At 70.1% G+C, this 20,793-nt stretch carries 24 protein-coding genes and 1 pseudogene; 4 read left to right on the top strand and 21 right to left on the bottom strand.

Annotated features, from left to right (window positions below; translation table 11 throughout):
- Positions 1-242: 242 nt before the first annotated feature.
- Together ACFU95_RS44265 and ACFU95_RS44260 are read left to right on the top strand one after the other, a co-directional pair.
- Positions 243-1,070 (top strand): glycoside hydrolase domain-containing protein, encoded by an 828-nt coding sequence (locus ACFU95_RS44265; protein ID WP_383841213.1) that lies wholly within the window; start codon positions 243-245, stop codon positions 1,068-1,070.
- 269 nt (positions 1,071-1,339) lie between these two features.
- Positions 1,340-1,879 (top strand): YrhB domain-containing protein, encoded by a 540-nt coding sequence (locus tag ACFU95_RS44260; RefSeq protein ID WP_383841210.1) that lies wholly within the window; start codon positions 1,340-1,342, stop codon positions 1,877-1,879.
- 2 nt (positions 1,880-1,881) lie between these two features.
- On the opposite strand, the pseudogene ACFU95_RS44255 reads toward ACFU95_RS44260, so the two are convergent.
- Positions 1,882-2,258, bottom strand: a pseudogene (locus ACFU95_RS44255) (DUF6192 family protein).
- Between the two features lie 18 nt (positions 2,259-2,276).
- Here ACFU95_RS44255 and ACFU95_RS44250 point away from each other — a divergent pair.
- Positions 2,277-2,525 carry a hypothetical protein gene (locus ACFU95_RS44250; protein ID WP_383841207.1) on the top strand — a complete coding sequence of 83 codons (249 nt, stop codon included), beginning with the start codon at positions 2,277-2,279 and terminating at the stop codon, positions 2,523-2,525.
- 45 nt (positions 2,526-2,570) lie between these two features.
- On the opposite strand, the gene ACFU95_RS44245 is transcribed toward ACFU95_RS44250, so the two are convergent.
- Positions 2,571-2,924, bottom strand: coding sequence for an SH3 domain-containing protein (locus ACFU95_RS44245; protein ID WP_383841204.1), 354 nt, complete (start codon positions 2,922-2,924; stop codon positions 2,571-2,573).
- Positions 2,925-3,237: 313 nt separating this feature from the next.
- On the opposite strand from ACFU95_RS44245, the gene ACFU95_RS44240 reads away from it, so the two are divergent.
- A complete protein-coding gene (locus ACFU95_RS44240) occupies positions 3,238-3,609 on the top strand; it encodes a hypothetical protein (RefSeq protein WP_383841201.1) in 372 nt (123 codons plus the stop codon).
- A gap of 40 nt (positions 3,610-3,649) precedes the next feature.
- Here the strand turns inward: ACFU95_RS44240 and ACFU95_RS44235 are convergent, their stop codons facing one another.
- From ACFU95_RS44235 to ACFU95_RS44145, 19 genes are all read right to left on the bottom strand, one after another.
- Positions 3,650-4,051, bottom strand: coding sequence for a hypothetical protein (locus ACFU95_RS44235; RefSeq protein ID WP_383841198.1), 402 nt, complete (start codon positions 4,049-4,051; stop codon positions 3,650-3,652).
- On the bottom strand, positions 4,048-4,425 hold the full coding sequence (locus tag ACFU95_RS44230) for a hypothetical protein (protein WP_383841195.1): 378 nt from the start codon (positions 4,423-4,425) through the stop codon (positions 4,048-4,050). The genes ACFU95_RS44235 and ACFU95_RS44230 overlap by 4 nt, the downstream gene beginning before the upstream one ends.
- Positions 4,422-4,916, bottom strand: a complete 495-nt coding sequence (locus ACFU95_RS44225; RefSeq protein ID WP_383841192.1) for a hypothetical protein — start codon at positions 4,914-4,916, stop codon at positions 4,422-4,424. The genes ACFU95_RS44230 and ACFU95_RS44225 overlap by 4 nt, the downstream gene beginning before the upstream one ends.
- Before the next feature lie 98 nt (positions 4,917-5,014).
- Complete coding sequence (locus ACFU95_RS44220) at positions 5,015-5,461, bottom strand: hypothetical protein (protein ID WP_383841189.1); 447 nt, start codon at positions 5,459-5,461, stop codon at positions 5,015-5,017.
- A 38-nt stretch (positions 5,462-5,499) separates the two neighbouring features.
- Complete coding sequence (locus tag ACFU95_RS44215) at positions 5,500-5,976, bottom strand: hypothetical protein (protein WP_383841186.1); 477 nt, start codon at positions 5,974-5,976, stop codon at positions 5,500-5,502.
- 90 nt (positions 5,977-6,066) lie between these two features.
- Complete coding sequence (locus ACFU95_RS44210) at positions 6,067-7,899, bottom strand: hypothetical protein (RefSeq protein ID WP_383841184.1); 1,833 nt, start codon at positions 7,897-7,899, stop codon at positions 6,067-6,069.
- Positions 7,900-7,983: 84 nt separating this feature from the next.
- Positions 7,984-9,066 carry an AAA family ATPase gene (locus tag ACFU95_RS44205; RefSeq protein ID WP_383841222.1) on the bottom strand — a complete coding sequence of 361 codons (1,083 nt, stop codon included), beginning with the start codon at positions 9,064-9,066 and terminating at the stop codon, positions 7,984-7,986.
- A gap of 924 nt (positions 9,067-9,990) precedes the next feature.
- The gene (locus ACFU95_RS44200; protein ID WP_383841181.1) at positions 9,991-12,699 is read right to left on the bottom strand and encodes a BTAD domain-containing putative transcriptional regulator; all 2,709 of its coding nucleotides are present in this window, start codon (positions 12,697-12,699) and stop codon (positions 9,991-9,993) included.
- A gap of 128 nt (positions 12,700-12,827) precedes the next feature.
- On the bottom strand, positions 12,828-13,271 hold the full coding sequence (locus ACFU95_RS44195; RefSeq protein WP_383841178.1) for a pilus assembly protein TadG-related protein: 444 nt from the start codon (positions 13,269-13,271) through the stop codon (positions 12,828-12,830).
- Positions 13,268-13,696: a TadE family protein gene (locus tag ACFU95_RS44190; protein ID WP_383841175.1), complete on the bottom strand. Its 429-nt coding sequence runs from the start codon at positions 13,694-13,696 to the stop codon at positions 13,268-13,270. The genes ACFU95_RS44195 and ACFU95_RS44190 overlap by 4 nt, the downstream gene beginning before the upstream one ends.
- On the bottom strand, positions 13,693-14,100 hold the full coding sequence (locus ACFU95_RS44185) for a TadE/TadG family type IV pilus assembly protein (RefSeq protein WP_383841172.1): 408 nt from the start codon (positions 14,098-14,100) through the stop codon (positions 13,693-13,695). The genes ACFU95_RS44190 and ACFU95_RS44185 overlap by 4 nt, the downstream gene beginning before the upstream one ends.
- A gap of 3 nt (positions 14,101-14,103) precedes the next feature.
- Positions 14,104-14,304, bottom strand: a complete 201-nt coding sequence (locus ACFU95_RS44180) for a hypothetical protein (RefSeq protein ID WP_383841169.1) — start codon at positions 14,302-14,304, stop codon at positions 14,104-14,106.
- Between the two features lie 61 nt (positions 14,305-14,365).
- Positions 14,366-15,262 carry a type II secretion system F family protein gene (locus tag ACFU95_RS44175; protein ID WP_383841219.1) on the bottom strand — a complete coding sequence of 299 codons (897 nt, stop codon included), beginning with the start codon at positions 15,260-15,262 and terminating at the stop codon, positions 14,366-14,368.
- Complete coding sequence (locus ACFU95_RS44170) at positions 15,262-16,176, bottom strand: type II secretion system F family protein (RefSeq protein ID WP_383841166.1); 915 nt, start codon at positions 16,174-16,176, stop codon at positions 15,262-15,264. Before ACFU95_RS44170 ends, ACFU95_RS44175 begins: the two co-directional genes overlap by 1 nt.
- A 5-nt stretch (positions 16,177-16,181) precedes the next feature.
- Positions 16,182-17,537 (bottom strand): CpaF family protein, encoded by a 1,356-nt coding sequence (locus ACFU95_RS44165; protein WP_383841163.1) that lies wholly within the window; start codon positions 17,535-17,537, stop codon positions 16,182-16,184.
- The gene (locus ACFU95_RS44160; RefSeq protein WP_383841160.1) at positions 17,534-18,355 is read right to left on the bottom strand and encodes a MinD/ParA family protein; all 822 of its coding nucleotides are present in this window, start codon (positions 18,353-18,355) and stop codon (positions 17,534-17,536) included. Before ACFU95_RS44160 ends, ACFU95_RS44165 begins: the two co-directional genes overlap by 4 nt.
- Entirely contained in the window at positions 18,352-18,915 is a 564-nt protein-coding gene (locus ACFU95_RS44155; protein WP_383841157.1) for an SAF domain-containing protein, read from the bottom strand. Before ACFU95_RS44155 ends, ACFU95_RS44160 begins: the two co-directional genes overlap by 4 nt.
- Positions 18,916-19,133: 218 nt before the next feature.
- Entirely contained in the window at positions 19,134-19,727 is a 594-nt protein-coding gene (locus ACFU95_RS44150) for a hypothetical protein (RefSeq protein WP_383841154.1), read from the bottom strand.
- 257 nt (positions 19,728-19,984) lie between these two features.
- Positions 19,985-20,329: a hypothetical protein gene (locus ACFU95_RS44145; RefSeq protein WP_383841151.1), complete on the bottom strand. Its 345-nt coding sequence runs from the start codon at positions 20,327-20,329 to the stop codon at positions 19,985-19,987.
- Positions 20,330-20,793 lie beyond the last annotated feature (464 nt).

The raw sequence follows: 20,793 nt of genomic DNA, 5'->3' as shown, positions 1-20,793 counted from the left end.
AGACCACGGTCTCGAGGCCGCCGCCAGCTGTGCGGAGACCACCGAACCCAGTTGACACCCTCCGCCACCAACCAGCGGATGGATCTTGGATAGGGTGCAGAGCGCTCCGACTGCCGGAGCTCTACCGCCGCCGCCGAAGAAAGTGCCCAGTGCTGCGGTCACACCTCATGGTGTGTCACCGCGCGCGCAGGCATTCCTGTGCACCACATGCGGCCGCGGGCCGTGATCCGAATGGGGTGGGAATGTCCAGTCACCGGCTGTCCAAGAGAGGCCGATACATCGCGTGGGCCACGACCGGCGTCGTCGTAGTCGCCGGCGCCGGGATCGCGGCGCAGACCTCCATGGCCGCCACGAGCTGGCCTGCGCAGAAGACGTACACGGGACGGGCGTTCGACACCTGCACGGCACCCTCCCTCGCCGCGATGAAGGCCTGGAACACCGGCTTCTACGGAGCCGCCGCGGTCTACATCGGCGGCAAGAACCGCGGCTGCGCCCAGCCCAACCTCACCGCGTCCTGGGTGAAGTCGGTCAGCACAGCCGGCTGGAAGCTGATCCCGCTCTACGTCGGCGCCCAGCCGCCCTGCCAGGCCAGCAGGAACCCGGAGAGGTTCACCGCGTCCACAGCGGCTTCCCTCGGGGCGAGCAACGCCAAGGACGCCGTCGCCAAGGCGGCCGCCCTCGGCATGAAGCCCGGCAGCCCCATCTACCTCAACATGGAGCCGTACGACATCACGAACAAGGCGTGCAACGACGCCACACTGACGTACGTGCGCTCCTTCACAAAGACCCTGCGAGCGAAGACGTACCGCGCCGGCTACTACGGCTTCAGCAGCTCCAGCGCCAAAGCCATCGCCACCGCGAAGGACCGGACCGACCTGCCGGGCAACCTCTGGTACGCGCTGTGGAACAACAAGAACACCACCACCGCCGACTGGCCCTGGGATCCCAAGCTGTACACCAACCACAGCCGCGCCCACCAGTACATGGTCAACAGCAAGGAAACCCGCGGCGGCCGCACCATCACTGTCGACCGCAACGCCTGGGACGCCCCCGTGGCCCTGATCGGATAAGAGCCGCATCCCCCGGCGGAAACACGCGGCCCGTCCAGATTTCCGATAGCAAGCAACCCGCGCACCGTCGGGGACGGGTGCAACCCCTTCGACGAGTCGGTTTGCCCACCATGGTGATGGTGAGCGGACAGAAGGGCACAGCAGCTGATCAGTCGGGCCAGGGCGGTCCTACCGACCTCGGCATGCCCGTGATCACCAAGCCGCGTTCCGGCCTGAGACGAGAATGAAATCCGCTGGTCGTTCCCTCGCAGGTGGGGGATGCTGCCTGAATGATCGACCGTGAGTTCGCCATCCGGCTGGTGGAGGCGCATCTGGAGCGTGAGTCGCCGGGGCAGCTACGAGTGACACATGTCGAGGAGCACGAACTGGCGTGGATTGTCTCCTACCAGTCCGCCGAGTACGTGCGGACGGGAGACACCTCTCAGCTGTTGGTGGGCAATGGCCCGTTTCTCGTTGATCGCGTTGATGGCGGGCTGCACTCGATCGGTGTGGTGTCCGCACACACCAGCGCGTGGGAAGAGGACTACCGGACCCGCATCCGGAAGACGGCCACAAGAACGGCGGTGGCCGACCTCCACGACGAGATACGCCAGACCACCGCAACTCGCGGGCGGATCGTCGCTATGCGCGTGCTGCGACAGAAGGTTGCGGTGCTTGCTCATGCGGAGGTCGTCGAATACGTCAATGCTCTGCAGAGCGGCTCGGCACCGGCCCATCTCGTGGCTATCTCCACCAAGGCTCTCGTCCCCGAACTCGACCCCGTCCTCAGCGTCCACACCGTCCAGGCAGGACAACACACCACCGGCTGAGCTCAAGCCATCAGCCGGTAGTCCGGATTATCGCCCCGCATCACCGACCGGGCCACCGTTGGCCTGCGCAGCATGTTCGTGGTCGCCTTCTGGGCGACGGTGTCGTCCCTGGTCAGCTCCGTGACGACCCGCAACCGGTCGGCTGGCATGACGTGCTCGGTGACCTCCGGCCGATTGAACAGGTCGGAGGCAACCTGGGCGGCGACCTCGTCGTCCCGGGTCAGGTCGGCGACTGCCTGGACCTTCTCGTCGACAGTCACAGGGCGTTCATCTCGCTGGCCGACGAGCCGCTTCGCGCCGTCCGGTGTCCACTGCTGGGCGCCGGTACGTGGGTTGAACGGGGCGTCCTCGATCGCCCCCACCGCTCGGCCCCATCCACGACGGACGCGAGGATGCGGTGGACAGTGAACGACACGCCCTCCTTGCGTTTCTGCCGGCCAGCGGTTGGCGGCACCGCTGGGCAGAGCGCTGGCCCGCACTGCGGGCGGCCCTCAAGGCGCCCAACCGGGTACCGGATGTGCGCGATCACGACTCGCTGGGCAGCTTCTGCGATCTCGTCGAAGAGTTCAGCGGGACAGGCGAGCACACCGCCGTGTTGCGCGCCCTGATCCGGCACGAGGCCTCGCAGGGGATCGGCGTGTCGTAACCAACGGTCTCCGCATGGGGCACGTAGTCCGGGTTTCCGGCCTGGTCACCGCCCGGTGTCCACCAGCCCCTCCTTGCCCCACGCCACCAAGGACGAGTGCACGTACCCGGCGACACCGCCGCGCTTCATCCTGACCTTCACCCATGTGCCCTCACCCTCGGCCCAGCCGTACGCGGTACAGGTGTCTCCCTTGTACGCGGTGCCGAGCGACTTCGCGGACTTGCGGGGCTTGGCCCGCACCGTGGCCGAAGACCCGGTGATACGGCAGTAGTCCCCCTTGGCGGCTACCGGTGCGGCAGCGGCATGCGCCGGCTCGGCGGCAAGCACGGGAGCCGACATCGCGAGTAGCGGGACGACGAGCAGGCACGTGGTGAGCAGCGAGGCGTGACGACGGGACAACGGGCGCTCCTTATAGGCGGGTTCAGCGGTGTCGGCACTGAAGATTGCTGCGCATCTCGCGCACCCAACGTCCCGTTTGCTCCATTTAGAAGCATGTTCCACCGATTCGGGTTATCTTGAACCACTTCGCGCACGCACCGGTCGTTGCAGAAGGCACCCGGCGGGGCGTTCATGCCCAGCCCGTGACGGCAGTGATTACGCGAGGCCATCCCGCGGCGTGCTGCCAGGCGGCCAGCGCTGCCCTACCTGACCTGGGCGATCACCTGCCGAACGCTCCAACTATCCACATGGCACTTCCTCTTAGGAACGAACTATGAAGTACTTGAAGACCGTCGCAGCGGTGTTCCTCTCCCTGGCCTGCGCGACTGCCCCCGCGCACGCGGACGCGTCCGTCAAGGACGGCAAAGTGGGGCTGAGCGTCAAGGGCAGTGGCCTGTCCGTGAAGCGGGCAGGCGGCTGGATGGACGGCCACGGCACCGGTGTCCGGGCCCGCCTGTACACGGTCCACAAGGGTCAGCGGCATGACATCACCCGCTGGAAGGACGCGACGCCTGTCACCGCAGGGACGACACAGTTCTCCAACGTGGACTGGAACCTCAATGGCCGAAGTTTCCGCAACGGCACCTGGCTGTGCATTGAGTTCAACAAGGCGGACGGCACACCCTGCGCCAAGATCCACCGCTGACGCCGCGCAACGGTCCGCCGGGCACCTTCCGGCCGCTCGGTCACGATGCCGCAGGGGCAGCTCGCGGGTTCGCTCCGGGCGCTGGGACGAGGTCCTGGTAGACGCCAAGGAGGCGGATCAGGGCTGTGTCCAGCACCTCACATCGCTCCAGCATCGACTCCAACTCCCCCGCCGCGGAGATGATCTCCTCTTTCAAGGCGTCGGTCTCATCGGGGTTCGAGGCCGGCCGACGGCGCAGGGCGCGTAGTTGGCGGCCGGCCTGCTGCGCCCGCCAGTACCCGGTGTCCAGCTCGGTGGCGGTCTGGCACAGGGCGCGAGCGAGGCGGTGAAGGCAATCGCCCGGCGGGTGCCGGACGGCAAGGGCGGTCAGAGGCTCGCCGAGGCCGAGATGTTCGGCCAGCAGGCGGGTGCCCGGTCCCGGTGCGTTCGGTGTGGTGGTCATGGCGGGGAGATCTCTCGCAGCGTGCCGAGCGCGCGGGCCAGGCGGAGGGCGAGGCTGCGGCCCTGGTCGGGGCCATCGGCGAAGCCTTTGCAGATCGCCGGTGTCTCGGTTCCGAGGGTTTTGTGGCAGACCACGTGTCCCTCAGTTTGCCGGGCCCGGGTGACCATGGCTGCGACGCGTCCAGGCTGCAGGTGCATGAGGTTGCCCGGGTGAAAGATGCAGGTGTCGCAGCGGTGGGAGCACACCCGGACGGTGCCGGTCAGTGGGTCGGCGACCTCGTCGCACAGCTCACCGCCCTCCGGCTCGACGCCGTCATCGTGATTGGGGCACCACATGGGCATCTTGCTGTCGCCGCGCGCGGCGTTTCCGTTCATCGTCGTCCTCCGCAGCCCGCGTGCCCGCAGCCGCCGCAGAAGCCACCGCTGTTGCACAGGCACGGGCAGGCTCCCTTCCGATGGTGCCGGGCGGCGGGGTGCCCGCTCGTGGCGGGGGTGCTCTGGTCGGGCGGCGGGGTGCGGTGCGGGTCGTATGCCGTGTACCGGATGGCCACGGTGAGCAGGCCGGTGCGGGCCGTACGCGGGAGGCGGTCGAGTGCTTGCAGGCAGTACGCCACGTTCGGGTCGCCCGCCGGGATGGGGATCTTGCATCGAGCAAGCAGTTGTGTGGCGGCGTCTGCCACGGCCCAGGCGAGGACGGCCGAGTCCAGGTGTTCGCGATCCTCGGCCGGCAGGCGGTCTGCTGCGCGGGTCAACAGTTCGGTCAGGGGCGGATCTTCCCCGTGGTCGGAGGCCGTGAGGAGAGCGTGGGCGTGCTGGAGGATCTGGTGCACGACTGTGGGGTGCTGCAGCGCGTCGGTACCGGTCATGAACGGGGTCCTTCCGGAGCGGGCGGGCCGGGGTGGTTCCTGGTCCGTGGGCGGGGGCGGGGCCCAGGTGCGGGCCCCGCATGGTCAACGGCGCCTAGTCACAGCCCGGTGCGCCGTACGGCGGCCTGGTAGCTGTCCAGGACCTGGGTGAGCTGGTTCATCTGCTGAGCGAAGCGCGCGGCGTGCAGGTCGGTGGTGTGGCCCGTGTTCTGCAGCAGGCCGGTGACCGACACAAAGCCCGCATCCAGGTGGGGATTGAACAGGTCGGCGAGGCGGTCGCGTGCGTGGGCGGCGTGGCGGCGCAGTTTGCCGTGGAGGCGGTCGGCTTCGGCGGCGGTGTTGAGGACCAGGTCGGCCAGTTCGCCCAGTGCGGTGCCGCGTTCGTACCGCTGGCGGACGAGGCGCTGGTATCCGTCCTCGCCGAGGGCCGTGTGCAGGGCCTCGTGCCCGGGTGCTCGCTGGGGAGTGGAGTCTGAACCGGGTGGAACGGAGGGGGTGTTGGTCCAGGCGGCGGTGCCTCGAATGCGGCTGGTGCGTTCGGTCATGGTGGCGGGGTGTCCTTCCTGCGCGGCGGGTTGGGCGGTCAGAGGGTTTCGCCGTAGTGGCAGGTGCTGGTGTGGCCTTCGTCGCTGGTGAAGGTGTCGGGCACCGAGTTCGTGTGCGCGAGGTCCTCGGGCTTGAGCGGCGGGCGGGCGAGGTGGGTGCCGAGGTCGGCGAGGTGCCGGACGGTGGCGAGGGGGACCTGGCCGGAGCATTCGGGGCACGGGCCGAGGAGTTCGAAGGCTTCGTCGTCGTAGATCGGGAAGCGGGCGAGGAAGTCGTATTTCTCGCCGGTGTCGGGGCAGGTGGCGGTGACCAGGACCGGTTCGCCCGGGGTGGTGCGGCGTCGCCGCCAGTCCGGGGCGGTGGTGATCTGGTCCAGGCCGAGGCCGAGGGCGGCGGCCAGTCGTACGGCGGTGCGGGCGTGTTCCTCGCCCCGGTAGGGGCCGTGCGGGCTGACGGCGGTGTTGTGGCGGATGAATACGGCGGCGGCATGGGCGCGTTCGGCGAGCGACGTCATGGCGTGGGGACTCCTTTGTCGGGCTGGTCGGTTCGGTGTCCGGTCGGCCCGGTGCCGCCCCGGGCGGGGCCGGGGCGGCCTCCGGGGGTGTCAGGGGTTGGTGGCGGCGAGGGCTGCGGTGGCGGCCTTGCCGATTGCGGCGGCGGCCTGGGCGGCGTCGGCGAGTTCGAGGAGGGTGGCGCCGGGAAGGGGGTGGGGGTCGGGGTCGAAGGCGAGCCACAGCACCGCGCACCCGGTCGCGCGCAGGGCGGCGATGCGTCCGGCGGCGGGGATGGCCTCCTCGGGGCGGTAGTGGCCGTCGGAGGCGATCACCAGCAGGCGGCCCGCGCCCGGGGTCATGAGGTCGAGTCCGGCGTTCAGGGCGTCGGTGGCCTCGGCGAGGCTGTGGCCGCCGCCGTCCGCGTCGAACTCGGTCACCCGGGCCGAGGCGCGGCCGGGTGCGGTGATCGCGGTCAGGGACCGGCGGTAGGCGATGGTCGCGGTGCGCGAGTCGGGGTCGGTCAGGGCGGCGGCCTTGGCCACGATCCAGGCGGCCGAGGCGATCGGCGCGGCGGCGGCACGCATCGAGCCGGAGACGTCGACCGCGATGCCGACCCGCAGCGGCGGGGTGGGGCCTTGGCGGCGCTGGGTGCGGATCCAGGGCTGGGCGGTGGGGAGGGCGCCCGCCGCCCTCTGCGCGTCCCGGGCCAGCGCACCGCGCATGCTCAGACGTCCGGGCGGGGCCGCCGACGCCGTGACGGTGACCCTGGGCTCGCGGTACGCCGCCGCCCGCAGTGCCCTGGCGAGCCGTCCGGCCGCCGCCTTCTCGGCCGGGGTAGGCGCCCGGGTGCCGGTCACCGGTGAGGAGGCGCGGCGGCCCCTGGCTCGCTGCCGCTGGCTGTCGGGGGTGAAGGGCCGTGCCCCGGGTGCGAAGACCTTCTCGGCGGTCTCGGCCGCCTGCCGCTCGTGGGCGGCGTGGGCGGCCTTCGCCCTCGTGCGGGCGGTACGGGCGGCCTCGATGCGGACCTGGGCGGCCCGCTGTGCGGCTTCGTTCGCGGTTACCTGAGCTGTGACCTTGCCGATCACCTCGGCCAGTTCGCCGATCCGCCCATTCTTCGGGTCTGGGGCTGGTTCGGGCTGGTCGGGTGCGGCACCGAGCGCCTGGCACCAGGCGCGGGCATGCTCCACCATGGCCTGCCCGTCGTCGTCGGCGGTGGCGTGAGCGGCTGTCCAGATCTGGGCGAGGGTGTCCAGCAGGTCGGTGCCGAGGATGCCGGTGACGGCTTGTTCGAGGGGCTGGGTCTCGTCCGGGTCGAGGATTCCGGCGTCGCGGCGGGCGAGGATCAGGGCGGCGGCGTATCCGGCCTGCCACTGGTCGGTGGGTGTATCGCTGGTGAAGTCCTTGAGGACCAGGGTGTGTACGGCGCTGCGCAGATACGTGCGGTCTGCGGGGCGGCGGGCCAGGTGGGCGTGTTCGGCGCGGGATTCTTCCAGCATCTGGGCCGCCGCATCGAGGGCGGTGCCGCGCAGCGGGGGCGGTGTGGTCCAGATGCTGTGGCGCGCGTGGGCGGCCTCGTGGGTGAACGCTCCCCAGGCGACCGGGTAGTTCGCCTCGTCGCCGACCTGAATGGGGTGGATGGTGGCCGGGTTCAGCGGGGCGAACAGGGCCGCGTCGACCTCCATCTGCGCCGTGACCGGGTAGAAGGCGGCGGGGGCACCGGAGCGGGTGCCCATCTCGCAGGTGACGATCACGTCCTCGCGTTCGGCGAGTTCCGGGAGGCGTTCGGTCAGGGCGGCGGCGATCCGCAGCCACTGCCCGGCCTGCCGACCGGGCCGGGGTTCGAATGCGGGGCCGCCGTCATCCTCCCAGCGGGCCAGGGCCTGTTCGGTTTCGGACAGGGCGGGCGGGGTGTGCTGGACGTGGGCCTGGGCGTGTGTAGGCATGGCGGAAACGGGTCCCTTCCAGGAGGGGGCGGTCGTGGGGTGGGTGGCCCGGGCCCGGCGCTCGGCTGGGCCCGGGCGGGGCGGTCAGAGCTGGCGGCCCAGGGCCAGGGCGGTGACTGGGCGGCCGATCGCCTTGGTGACGATCTCGGCGACCGTGTCCCGGTCCTCCAAGGGGGCGATACCGACCAGGTTGGCGAAAGCCGTCTCGGCACCGAGCACATCGGCGATCTTCTGAAAGGCGATCAGTTCCCGTAGCTGGGGCGCCCATCCGACATCGCCCGCCTGCTGGAGGGTGGCGAGGTTGCGGGCGATGCGCACCGCCGTCCGGTTGATCTTCAGGGAGGCGGCCAGGTCGTAGTCGGAGCCGACCTGGATCTGCACGCTGAACCGGGAGGCGAGGGCCTCCGTGAGGACCGCCCCGTGCACGCCCGGGTTGTGTCCGGCGATCACGTAGAAGCCGTCGGCCGCCGTGACCGTCTCGCCCTTGTGCGCCTTGACCTGGATCTGCCTGCGCCCGTCCATCGCCGGATACAGGGCGGCCAGCACCTTCGGGGAGATCAGGGTGGCGTCGTCCAGGAGGAGGGCGCGGCCTTCCTCCATCGCGGTCACCAAAGGCCCGTAGATGAACTCGTAGCCGCCGTTCGCGTCCTGGGTGTACTCGCCGATCAGGTCGCCGACCGTGGTGTCACCGTCCCCGGCCACCGTGATCAGGTCCGGGAAGGCCGCCTCGATCAGGGAGGTCTTCCCCGTGCCCGGCGGCCCGTAGAGCAACACCGCCACCTGTGCCTCCCGCAACCTGCGCAGCGCCTCCACATCCGGCAGCTGCGCCAGCGCCCGGGGGTGGTACTTCTGCCCGTTCGGGCGGACGATCGGCACCGGCCGCCCGCCCGACGGCGGGGCCGAAGGCGCCTGCTGGGAGGCCTGGCGCGGCACTGGGGGCGTGCCGCCCGAGGCGGGCTGAGGGGGTGGTGCGGCGTGCTGGGCTGCGGCGGCTGTCGCCGAGGTCGCCCGGTACGTGCGGGGTTTGGAACCGGACCGCTCCGCCTCGCCCCGGCAGACGAGCGTTTCGCAGGCGTTGCCGACGGCCCCGCCCGAGTGCCCCAGCCTTCGCGCCAGGTCCGTGACCGTGAAGACCGTTCCCGGACTCGCCGCCAGCACCTGCGCGATCCTCGCCCGCAACTCGCCCGGGCGCGCCTTGGCGCCCGTACCGGGCGCAGGCCCCGCAGGCGTCGTGGGTGTGCTCGGCGCTGCGGGGGCGGACTGCTTCCCGGCGGAGGCGGAAGGCTGAGAGGCGGGCGCAGGTGTGGCGGTGCTCGTCATCGAGAATTCCTTTCACCGGGCAACAAGGTCGCCGTATCTGAATTCGAAATCGGCCACCTTTTTGGCATACTCCACCCGCAATCCGTTTCCGGGCGGCCCCATTGGCGGGATTTCCATTCCCGACCCTCCCGGGAACAATTCAAATATAGCTCGACCCGCACACGACCTGAAGCCGCATTCCGGCTTGATAATGCTGGAATTCTCGTAAATTCACGACCGTTTATCAGGGATTTTCCCGGAGGTGCGACGCAAGGCGTCGTGGCCGGTGACCTGCACGACCGATTCCCAGGCGCCCTGCAGGCGCCGGTATTTCGGCAAATCGAGTACACGCGCGAATGGGCGGCCCTCGGCAGGCCCCCCGGCACGGCGGGGCCGCAGGCCGCCTGCTGCGCCTGAGGGCTGCCGAACCTCCTGCGTGCGGGGGGCCGGCCGGGGGTCAGGGCCGTATCAGGTTTTATGGAAGTGAACTGACGGACCAAAAGATTCAGGCAGCATGTCAGGACTGGCCGGGCGCGGGAATCCGTGCGGAATACGCGGGGCCTGGGCGGCGGCTGTCAGTAGATCGGGATGCGTTGCTGCACTGATATACAGTCGCCCTCGCCCGCGTGTGGCTCGCAGGCCCCCTGGCCTGCGAGGACGGGCCGGGCGGGGGCGTCGTTTCCAAGCGCGCACGCGGAAGCGATACCGGAGACGACACCGGATGCGACGGGGCGGGCGTCAGCGGGCGACGTACTCCGGTCGATGAGGCGCGCAGGGACGGTGAGCTGCTCCTTACCGGGTTTTCCGGGCGTGGGTCCGGGGTGCGATCAGGGCCTGGGTGGCTGGTTCAGGTTCGAAGCCGAGGTCGGCCAGCTGCCGCTTGAGGCGTGTGTAGGTGTGCCGTGCGGCGTCGTGGCGGCCGACGGCCTGGTAGAGGCGGATGGCGTGCTGGTACAGCTGCTCGTGGTCGGGGTGGAGCGACATGACGTGTTCCAGCGCGGCCAGGGCCGTGTCGGTTTGGTGCGTGTCGGCGGCGTGTTCGGCGTGGTGGGCCAGGCGCAGGACGGCGTCGGTTGCTTTGGTGGCGAGGTGTTCGCGGATGCTGTCTGCCCACAGGTGGTCACCGCCTTGGGCGAAGACTCCGCAGTAGTGGCGGAGGGCCTCGCGCACGGAGGCCAGCCGCGTGCTCGGGTCGTCAGTTGCCGCGATCCGATTCAGAGCTGCGGTGAAATCATCCAGGTCTGTTTCCACAAGCTCGGGATGGAGTTTATGCAGCTCTCCCTGCAGCAGGATGAATTCCTGTTGGGTAATTCCAGTCGCCGCTCTCAAGGCGCGCCGAACAGCGCGGCGCAGGTTCTTCAGCTCGCGCGCATTCTGCTCGCTGTCACCGTCCAGGCGCAGGTTCTGGGCGATGTCGGCGGCCAGCAGTCCTGTCGGGTGGGCGGCCAGCAAGGCCAGGAATTCGCGCACTTCCGCGCGCAGGTTGAGGCCCACGGGATCGTCGCTTCCCCGAGCGTAGAGGGTGACGGGCCCCAGGACGTGCAGGCGAATCGGCTTGTGCTGCTGAGACCGCTGCGGTTCGGCGGGGTGCGGCCGGGGCACGGGAGCGGCAGGTTCGGTTTCGTTCTCCTCGTCGGCCTCGGCCGGATCCCCAGCCGATGGTGTGATCGTCTCGGTACGTTCCGCGGGGATGACGCGGAGCCGGGGGCGCTGTCCGTGAGCGGCGAGGACGACTTCGATGACGTCCCGGGCGGCTTCGGCGGTGAGCTGGAACAGGCGCAGCTCTTCTGTCCGTGACGCTCGTGCAGCTCGTGAGGAGGTCCCTGCCGGCGGGGTCGTGGTGCCGTCGGCGGCGACGTGCCATCGGGTGGCGCCGGGCAACGCAGCATCGAGGGTGAGAACCAGCAGGGCGTCCGGGTCGGCACGCTTGGCCAGCGCCCCGAACTGCCCGGTGTGAGCGGGCTCCGGCGTCGCGAGGAGGAGCAGGGTGCCGGGGCCGGCGCTCTGCTGCGCTTCCTGATCGCCATCAAGCCCCGTCACCACCGATTCCAGGCCGGGTTCCTGCGTCTGCTGCCGGTGACGCGCATGAGCGATCAGATGCTCTTCGGCCAGTCTGACAGCATGGGCGGTGTCGGTTGCCTGGGTCAGGGCAGTGAATTGGGAGGGAAGTCCAGGCAGAAGTCGATCAGCCAGCTGCTGGGGTACGACGGCCCGTAGAAGGGGTTGCTCAGGGCGTTGGCGTTCTGCGGCGGTGAGGATGCCGCACAGCACGGCGCGGGCAGCCGCCTCGACGCCGGGACCACTCCAGTCACAGCCTCCCTCGTAGGCCAAGGCGTTGAGGGCAATCTCCCTGTCGTCGGCGTGACCAATGGTCACTACTTGGGCCAGCTGGGGTCGTTGGGGCGGCGTACGGCGGGTGACCAACGTGTCTGGATCTGTCGGCGTGCGCGGCAGCGCTGCTTCTCGCGCCGCCCAGGTGGCCTTCTCGACCACTGGGCTCAGCTCCGACCCGTGCACGTCCGTACCCGGCTCGCGTGAGCGGTTGCGGTGGACGCGAACGTAGCGCAGTGCGGCCAGCAGTCCGGCCGCGGCGGTGATGCCGATCAGACTCGCCTCACCCACACTGACCGCGACCGGCCCTCGTTCAGTGTGACAATGCGCCTCTCCGTGCCCATTGTCTACGTCGTCCTTCTGCGCGCCGCCAGGAGCAGCGTGCCGTCCGTCGTCGCCCTGAGCCGTGGGCTTGTCCGGGGCCTCCGACGTATCGGAGATGGAGGGTGCGGGCGCAGTCGGCCGCGCGGGAGGCGGCGCGGCAGTTCCGGCGACAGGGACGGTCAGCCGCCAACCAGGCCTGATCAGGTCCGGGTCGGTCAGACGTCCGCCGTCGGGCTGGAGACGATCCTTGTTCAGCTTGTAGATCCGCGGCCATTTCACGGGATCCCCCAAGTGCGTGGCCGCGATGTCCCACAGTGTGTCGCCCTCCACCACCGTGTACTCGACGTGCCGCTGCTCCTCGGCCGCCTCCGCCGGAGGTCGCAGTCCAGCCTCGCCGACCTCAGCCTCCGGGGCATCGGGCCGGGATACATTCGTCACGGCCGACGTGGGGTGCAGTGGGGCCGTCGCCGCCACCTGCGGCGTCAACTCACCGATAGCTGCAGACTGCTGAGCGCTCGCGACGTGGGGCCGCCACAGACCAAGCAGGGCCACGACCAAGGTGCCGACGCACAGCGCCGCCAACGATCTCTTCACGGACAGCGTGGCCACGTGCTCGGCGTGCACGCCCCGGTCGCGCATCAGCTGCGGCAGATGCATCGCGTACCAGACGGCCTCCCGGACCACCGAACAGGCGAACGCGCTCCAGCACACCCAGCCGAACAGCGCCAGCAGCTCGATCATCAGCGGATCGCTGACGGGCTCTGTGATCCGGTCGATCAGGTCCCGCCACGAGAAGACCTGATCCGGCCAGGGCACACCGGCCGCCATCCACAGCACCCATGGCATGCCGACCAGCAGGGCGAGCGTGATCAGGCCCGTGCCCGCCGCAGTAGCCGCGGCACGCAGCCGTACGCCGACGGAGTAATAGGACGTCATCCCCGGGTGGTCCCTTTCTTGCCCCAAGCGCGTGTCGGTTACCGGGTCACACGCTCGGCCTGAGCGGTGGCGGACGCGGTGACGGTCAGAGTCCGTACGCCGATGGCCTGCAGGATCTGCGCCCGCTGATGGTGGGTGACCCGCACCGTCACCTTGTCACCGCGCACCATCGCCGTACCGCTGTCGCCCGTGGAGGCGACATACGCCCGCGCCATAGCGGCGGCCTTCTCCCCCATCAGCCGAACGTCGTCCGCGTGGCGCAGGCGCCCCGTGTCCAACTGCTGCGCGCCGGTGCGGGCGGCCTCCTGAGCCGTGTCCAGGGCACGGGCCTTGCCGGCCAGCGCCAGCCCGCCGTCCACGACGATCCCGGCGAACAGCCAAAGCGCCAGCACGGTGCCGACGACGAACGCCGTGATCTGACCGCGGTCGTCACCTCCCGCCATACGGCCCCAAGCAGATCTCAAGCGAGTCAGCAGGCTCATGGCGCGCTCCGAAAACGGTCAACGGGCGAGTGGGCCGTCTCAGCCACCGTCACGCTCCCGGGCATCGGGATGATCGTGAGGTCTCGAAGATCGGCGGTGCAGGTCACGATGGCTGAGGTGCTGGCGCCCGGTGTCAGGCTGCCGGTGTCGACCATGACCTTGGGATGCGCACAGGCGCTGTGCGCCGCGTGCAGCGCGTCCCGCGCTGCACGCTGAGCATCGGAGCGGGCACGGGTTTCCGTGCGGGCCAGGGAAGCGGCGCGGGCCGCCTGGTGGGCCGCGTCCGCCACCACGAGCCTCGCGTCCGCGAGGCGCCCAAGCGCGACAACGGTCAGCAGCACCATGATGAGCAGTGGAGTCACCAGCACCAGCTCGACCGCCGCTGACCCGCGATCCGCGGCCCACCGATCCGGGCGGCTTGTCATGGTGTGGCTCCCTGTGGCGTGGTGAGTCGTTCGACGGCGCCGGAGGCCACGCCGGTGGCGTGCAGGTCGAGACCGGGGACCACCGGCATCACGGCTCCCCGCACCGTCACGGTCGCCTGCGCCGCCGTACGGCGAACGGTCACGGACGGGGAGCTAAGGACACGGCCGCCGAGCTGGGCGAGGCTGGTCTCGGCCTGAGCCTGCCCGTCGGCGGCCGTCGCGTTCTTCACGCGGGCGGCGGCCAGGGCACGTTCGGCGGTGTACTGCGCGATGTGCTGGGCGTGCCAGGCGAGCGCAAACTGCACGATCAGCAACATCATCAGCAGCACCGCCGGAACGACCAACACCAGCTGGGTGGTTGCCGCGCCGCGGTCATCACGGAGCCCGCTCGAGACGTACCGCATGGCCTATCCGAGGTCGATGCCGTTGGCCCGGGCAGTGACCTTGGCGACGATGACGCCGACGACCGTCAGACCGAGGAGCGCGAGCAGCGCGGTGATCACGACGGTCTCCGTCGTGTAGCCCGCGTCGCTGCGGGCGGATTGTCGTACGCGTGCGAGATGCGTGCGCGTGGCGGCGATCAGGTGGTCCAAGCGCGTGCGGAACATGCGGATCTTTCTCCGATCGGTGGTGTGTGAGAGGTGAGCTGCGTGAGCCAAGGGGCGGACGTCAGGTGGCCGTCAGTACGTGGGCGAGGGCCGGGTAGCCGATCAGCAGCAGGAAGGCGGCGAAGAGCACGACCACCGGCAGGGACATCTGCTCGGTGGCGGCCTGAGCCGCTCCGTCGGCCTCGGAGATACGGCGGCGGCGCATCGCCCTGGCCTTCGCCGCGAGTGATCCACGGACTTTGGCGCCCTCTGCACCGGCGAGGTTGAGGGTGGCGGCAAGCTCGGTCAGGTCGCTGACGGCCAACTGCCGCCCGAGGTCGCCGAGGTGCGCCCAGGGGCTGGTGCGGGTCAGCTGGGCGACGTGCAGAGCGTGGCGCAGTTTCCCGGCCGCCCACCCTGCCGGCGCGTGAACGGCATGGGTGAGGGCCTGCTGGACTCCGGCCCCGCCCGCGAGCGCGATCACGGTGAGGTCCAGGACGAGGCTGAGGCTGTGCCGCATCTCGCGGCGCCGCTGGGCCGCGTCCCTGCGGACCGTGAGGTCGGGGGCGAAGAACAGCACCACGGCGAGCGCCAGCGAGCCGCTCACCGGCACCCACCATCCCGTGTCCATCCCTGCACCGAGACGGATCAGCGCCACCGCCAGCCACGGTGTGACCAGTCCCGCGATCGCACAGGTCGCCTTGCCCGCGAGGTGTCTGTCCACGTCCTGCCCGCACACGGCAAGGTCCGCGCGCAGAGAAGCGGTGGGGAAGCCGAGCGCCCGCACCAGCGGGACGAATCGTCGGCCCAGTCGGGTCGCCCATTCCTCGCCCTCGGCCTCCGGCACGGGCGCCGACGGGGGTGGCGGAGCGTTGAGCGCGGCCAATACGTCGACGAGAGCGGGCCGCGGCGGGCGGAGTCCGTAGACGAGGGCGGTCAGACCACCGCCGAACAAGGCTCCCAGCACCAGGACCGTGATCATCGTGTCCCTCCAGGCACAGCACCAACGCCCACGGGACCGTGGGGACTCGCGGTGCTCATGAGACGTACGGGTTCGTCGACACGGCCGATCGCAGTCAGCCAAGTGAAAGCGGTCGCGAACAGCGCGCCCACCACGGCCAGGACCACCTGCCCGGCAAGCGTGTCGAAGGGGTCCAGGTAGGACCGGTTGAAGACCACCAGCCCCACCGCCATCCCGAGCGTGACGGTCACCGTGACCCGGACTCCGGTACGGATGCTGGCCCGCCCGGCGTCGATGCGCTGACGCATCGCCACCTGCTCACGCACCGATTCCGCCAACTCACCAAGCAACGGACCAAGCTGACTGCCCTGCTGCTCAGCCGCCATCACGAGCGCGGCCACCACCACGTCCGCCAGCGGATCGTCCACTTCCTCCGCGAAGGCCCGCAGCGCCGCAGGCAGCGGGCATCCGGCACGCACCGACGCGGCCAGACCACCGAGATCCCGTTCCAGCGCGGTGGGGGCGATGTCCGCGGTGGCGAGAATCGCCTGCTCCAGGCCCGCGGCGGCGGACAGCGTGTCGCGGAGCATTTCCGTCCAGGTGGCCAGCGCCTCCATCCGCTCCGTACGCCGTGCGGCCTGCTGGTCCGGGCCGAGCAGCCCGGGCAGGGTGAGCAGCGCAGTCGTGGTGAGCACAGCCGCCACCGGCCACGCGGTCAGCGCCCCGATGGCGATCCCGGTCACCACGGCAACGGTCACTCGCCGCTTGGTCCAACTCGCGGGCAGACGCTCCATGAGGCGCCGGCCAGTGCCAGCCCGCTCCTCGCCGTCCGGGCGCCGCACGCAGCCGTAGACGATCGTGACGAGGCCGAGCCCGAAGATCGCCCCGAGCATCGCCACGATCGCCGTCAGCGAGCCACTCATGAGTGCCATGCCCCTCACACTCCCCACCGGGGAAAGACGACCGCCTGCGAATCCAGGCCGACCGCCATCAGGTCCTGGAGTGTCCCGGCGCGCACAGGGGCGGCGGGCTCGGCTCGACCGTCCGGGCCCGGCCGGTAGACCTCGTTGGAGACGACCTGCGCCCCGTCCGCGTCGACGACCTCACGCACGGAGTCGACCACCCGCCGGCCGCCCGCGTCCCAGCCGAGGTGGACGACGAAGTGCACGGCGGAGGCCACGAGCAGATTCGTCGCCTCCAGCGACAGGCGCTCGGGGGCCTGTGCGGCGTACGAGGCGAGCTTGGTGAACACGCCTCGCGAGGTGGAGGCGTGGATGGTGGACAAAGAGCCGTCGTTGCCCTGAGACATGGCGTTGCACATCGGGATCACCTCGGCCCCGCGGATCTCCCCGACGATCACCCGGTCCGGAGACATACGCAGCCCCCAACGCACCAGCTCAGCCTGGTCGATGCCGCCCTGGCCCTCGATGTTCGGCTCACGGGCCTGCATGGCCACGACGTTCGGATGTGCCTGAGTGTCCGCGTCCAGTCCCAGCTCGAAGGTGTCCTCGATGGTCACCAGCCGCTCGGTGGGCGGGATCTCGCTGGCAAACGCCCGGAGCACCGTGGTCTTGCCGACGTTGGTGCCACCGCCAATGACGATGTTCTTCCTCGCCCGCACCAGCGCCGCGAGGAACGCGGCCAACTGCGGGTCGCACACTCCCAGCCGTACGAGCTCGCCCATGGACGTGGCCGGGAAGCGATGCCGCCGGATCGTCAACGACACCCGACCGGTCACCGCCATCACCGCGAACAGTCGGGAACCATCCGGCAGTTGAAGATTCAGACGCGGCATCCCGCGGTCGAATCGCCGCTCCTCGCCGTCCACGCCCGCCGCGAGCGTGCGCACGAGTTCCACGAGTTCGGCATCCGAGGCCGCCACAGGTGGCCGGCGATGCCACTGCCCATGTGCGTCCTTGACCCACACCACGTCGCAGCCATTGACGCAGATGTTCTCCAGGTCTTCGTCAGCGAGGAGCCGCTCCAGTCCCCCGGTGCCGAACAGCGCGTCCTCCACCGCCTGGGTGATCCGCTGCTCGGCCCACGGGTCGAGTGTCTGGCCGCCTTCGCTCACGGTTTGGCGCCACTGAGTGCCGAGTTCCTCGCCCAGCAGGCGCTTCACCGTCGCCCGCCGCGCCGTCTCTTCCTCCGGCGGCAGCCCGGCCGCCTCTCGCTCACCGGCGTACGCCGCGAGCCGGGCCACCACGCGCTGCCGGACCACGTCCGCCAGCTCCCGCTCATGCCCTCCGATCTGGCCCGGCACCGCACCTGCGGACACGCCTACTCCGCTCATGCGCCGCTCCCCTCGCCCGGGGCCTCCACCAGCGCCGCCTGCATCTGCCTGACCACTCCGGCACGCTCTGGCACCTCCGCCGGCTCGTCGGCTTTGCTGATCTGCCGGGCGAGGAGATGCGCCGCGGCCATCAAGGGCCGCGTGCCAAAACCGGACGTGCGCAGGGTGATCCGCCGTTGGCTACGCATCGCGGCCATGGTCCTCACATCCCACGGCAGGAAGACGACGTCCTGAACGCCAAGTGCCTGTGTGATCTCCTCCGGCGGGAACGGGCACGGCCCGACCACGACGAGAGTGATCTGCCGGGCCTCTTCGTCGACGCTCAGGAGGTGCGCGTAGACATGGGTCAGCGCCTCCGGACAGCCGCGCGTCACCAGCATCATGTGATCGACCGCGCTCAGCAGCCCTTCGACGTCCGGGCTGATTCTGCCGACGTCCAGGAGCACCGTGCCCCGGTCGCCGGCGTCTCCTGTCAGGACTCGCCGCCCGCTCTCGGCAGCCAATACCCGTACGGCCTCGCCGCACGCGCCCCGGCCGGCGGGTGCCACGACCGCCCGTACGCCGAACGGCAGATCGGCAACGGCTCCGAGCAGCGACCCGGGCTGAGGCTGCCGGGCAGCGGCGGCAACATCCAGCAGGCCGGGCGTGTGCGGTGCGCCGCACCGAGTGGCGAGGTCACCGCCCCATACGTTCGCCTCTACGACGACCGGCCGTACGCCACCGTCGGCCCCCTGCGGCCACGCAGCGGCCAACGCCAGCGCGGTCGTCGTCACCCCCGGGGCGCCCACGACAGAGCCCAACGCGATCAGCCGCCTCACGGTGCCTCACGCCCCTCGGCCGGAAGCACCACAATGCGCGGGTGCTCGAACGCGGCGGCCCGGCGCACCGCAGCGGTCTCCACCAACACCGTCACCACCCGCACACCGCTGGATGACTCCGGAGCCTTCACACCAGTCACGGTCCCGACCACAGCAGCCGGAGCCTTCTCCTCCGCGTCCTTCTCAGCCAAGCCACCGTCGGTGGACGGGCCCGGGAGCACAGCGACGCGTTCCCCGCGCGCGAGCTCCGGCGGAGCACCACCCGTCTCGACCGCGAGCGACACCTGCGACCACCCAGAAGGCGGAAACTCCGCCCGCTCCCCGATCTGCCCCATCGCGAGCAGCGACCCGGCCACCAAGGGCACTCTGGCCTGCCGTCCCAGCACCCGCGCCCGGTCGGCGACCGGCACCACCCCTGCCTCGGCCGCCACCTCCACGGAGCGCAGATCACCAGCGGTCAGCACATGCCCAGCCGGCACGTCCCGGGCGAGCACCAATACGTCCGTACGACCGCCCAGCTCCGTCGCGATCAGGGTGAAGCCCACGGCAGACACCAGCACCGCCCCGATCCCACCCCACACCCAGCCCGGGCGACGCCTCACACCGCTGCCAGCGGCAGACGGCCGCTGCTCCGGTCCCCCCTTGCGCGCACCCGGCAAGCCCATCCCCTTGGCGGGCGGAGAAGACATGGCGGTACCCACAAATCACCTCACAGAAAAGAAAATCCGACTGATCCGCGCCCGCCCTGTCCCGACGAGCCGACACTCAACCGACGCCGTCACCGCACGACGACGGCCTGCACCTCATCCACCACCAGTTGCCGCTCCGCGCCTATCACCAGTCCGGGCACCACTCCGGACTGTCCACCACCGCGCCACTCCACATCCCACGTCACCTGAACGGACACGGTGAACGTCTTACCGGGCTCGGCCAGCGAGGCCCTCCGGTACGTATAACCACAGTCGGGAGACTCCGCGTCCGACCGGTACTTCGCGGAGTACGGCGTTCCCGGCCCCGTGCACGAGACCGTCGCCCCATCCCCCATCGACCACACCGCCAGACGCGGACGCGCTGTCGCGGTCACCTGCACACCGGGGACCTTCACCGTCTCCGTAACCGGTCCCCAGCTGCTCTTCTCCACCCACATCCACGTCGGCACGTGCACGACCTGGACGAAGTCCTCATCGGGGCTCGTGCGAATGACCGGCTCAGGCAACTCCAAGCGCTGGACGGCTTGCTGAGCCACTTCCGCCACGGAGATCTGCTGCCCGCCCGCGCCGCCGCGCCCCTTCTTGCCCGGCTTCTCTCCTTCGAACCGCGGCAGAATGCCCATGCCTTTGCCGAGGTCGTACTCCCATCCGTCGGAGACCACCGTCGGCGGTCCGGCAGGTCCACCACCCCCACGCCCACCTCCACGGACGCCACCACCGCTCCGAGGCGCGGGAGCTACCCCGCCGAAGCGCCGCGATGGACTGGCACGGGAAGCCTTGAGCTCGCACCCTTTGCCCACGCACCTCACCCCACTGCCGTTGCCGAATCCGTCTCCTGCGGACGCCTTCGGCGCGGTCACCAAACCAGTCCCGACAGTGGCCAAGAGGAGAGTCATCGGCACTGCCACACCGCCACGGCTTACTCCACGCACGTCCCCACCTCGCCGATGTACAGCGACTCGACCAGCCACCGGTCACCGTGCTTGCCGACCGTCGCGTCGACGCGGTGGTGCCCGCCGGGTACGTCATCCTTGGGCGATCCGTCCTTGGTGTACTGCAGCCATCGGGAGCCGTCGGCGCAGTCCTGGATGACGACCGTCGCGGCACCGGCCTTCGTGACAACAGGCGCGAACTTCGGTCGTCCCTTCGTCACAACGCCCTGCCTCTCGTTCTCCCGCATCATGTGGCGCAGGAGCTGCAGGGCGCCGCCCTCCGCATGGTCATCCAGCCGCGAGTGCTCGTCATCCGAAGTCCGAGCCGCCACGATTGCGTCGTCCCACATCGCCCGGTAGGCCTCGAGCGCCGCGCTTCCCGAGGGCGGGGCAGTCTCGGCCGTGGATCGGCTCGAAGCACGTGTCGCGGGTGGCGACGAAGCACCATCGGCTGACGTGCACGCAGAAGCCGTCAACAGGAGCACCAGCGCAGCCAGCGGCACCAGGCCGCCGTGTCCGTTCTTCACCACAGACCCCCATCACTCAATGTACACATATAGCAACTCCGAGTAGCTGAATGCGACTGGAGTTACCCGGTTGAGCGGAGGTCAATCGCAATCGGAGCGATCAATTCCAGCCTGTATCAGTCCCGTTACACACTTCCCGGACCACAGACAAGGCGCGGGGGGGGGGGGGTTGGGGTGGGGGGGGAGAAAAAGAAAAAAAAAAAAAAAGGGCAAAAAACACCCCCCCCCCCCCACCACCCCCCCCCCCCCCCCCCCCCCCAACCACCCCA

It is taken from the genome of Streptomyces sp. NPDC057623 (genome assembly GCF_042800355.1).
Classification (GTDB): Bacteria; Actinomycetota; Actinomycetes; order Streptomycetales; family Streptomycetaceae; genus Streptomyces.
This window is presented reverse-complemented; position numbering and strand designations above follow the sequence as displayed.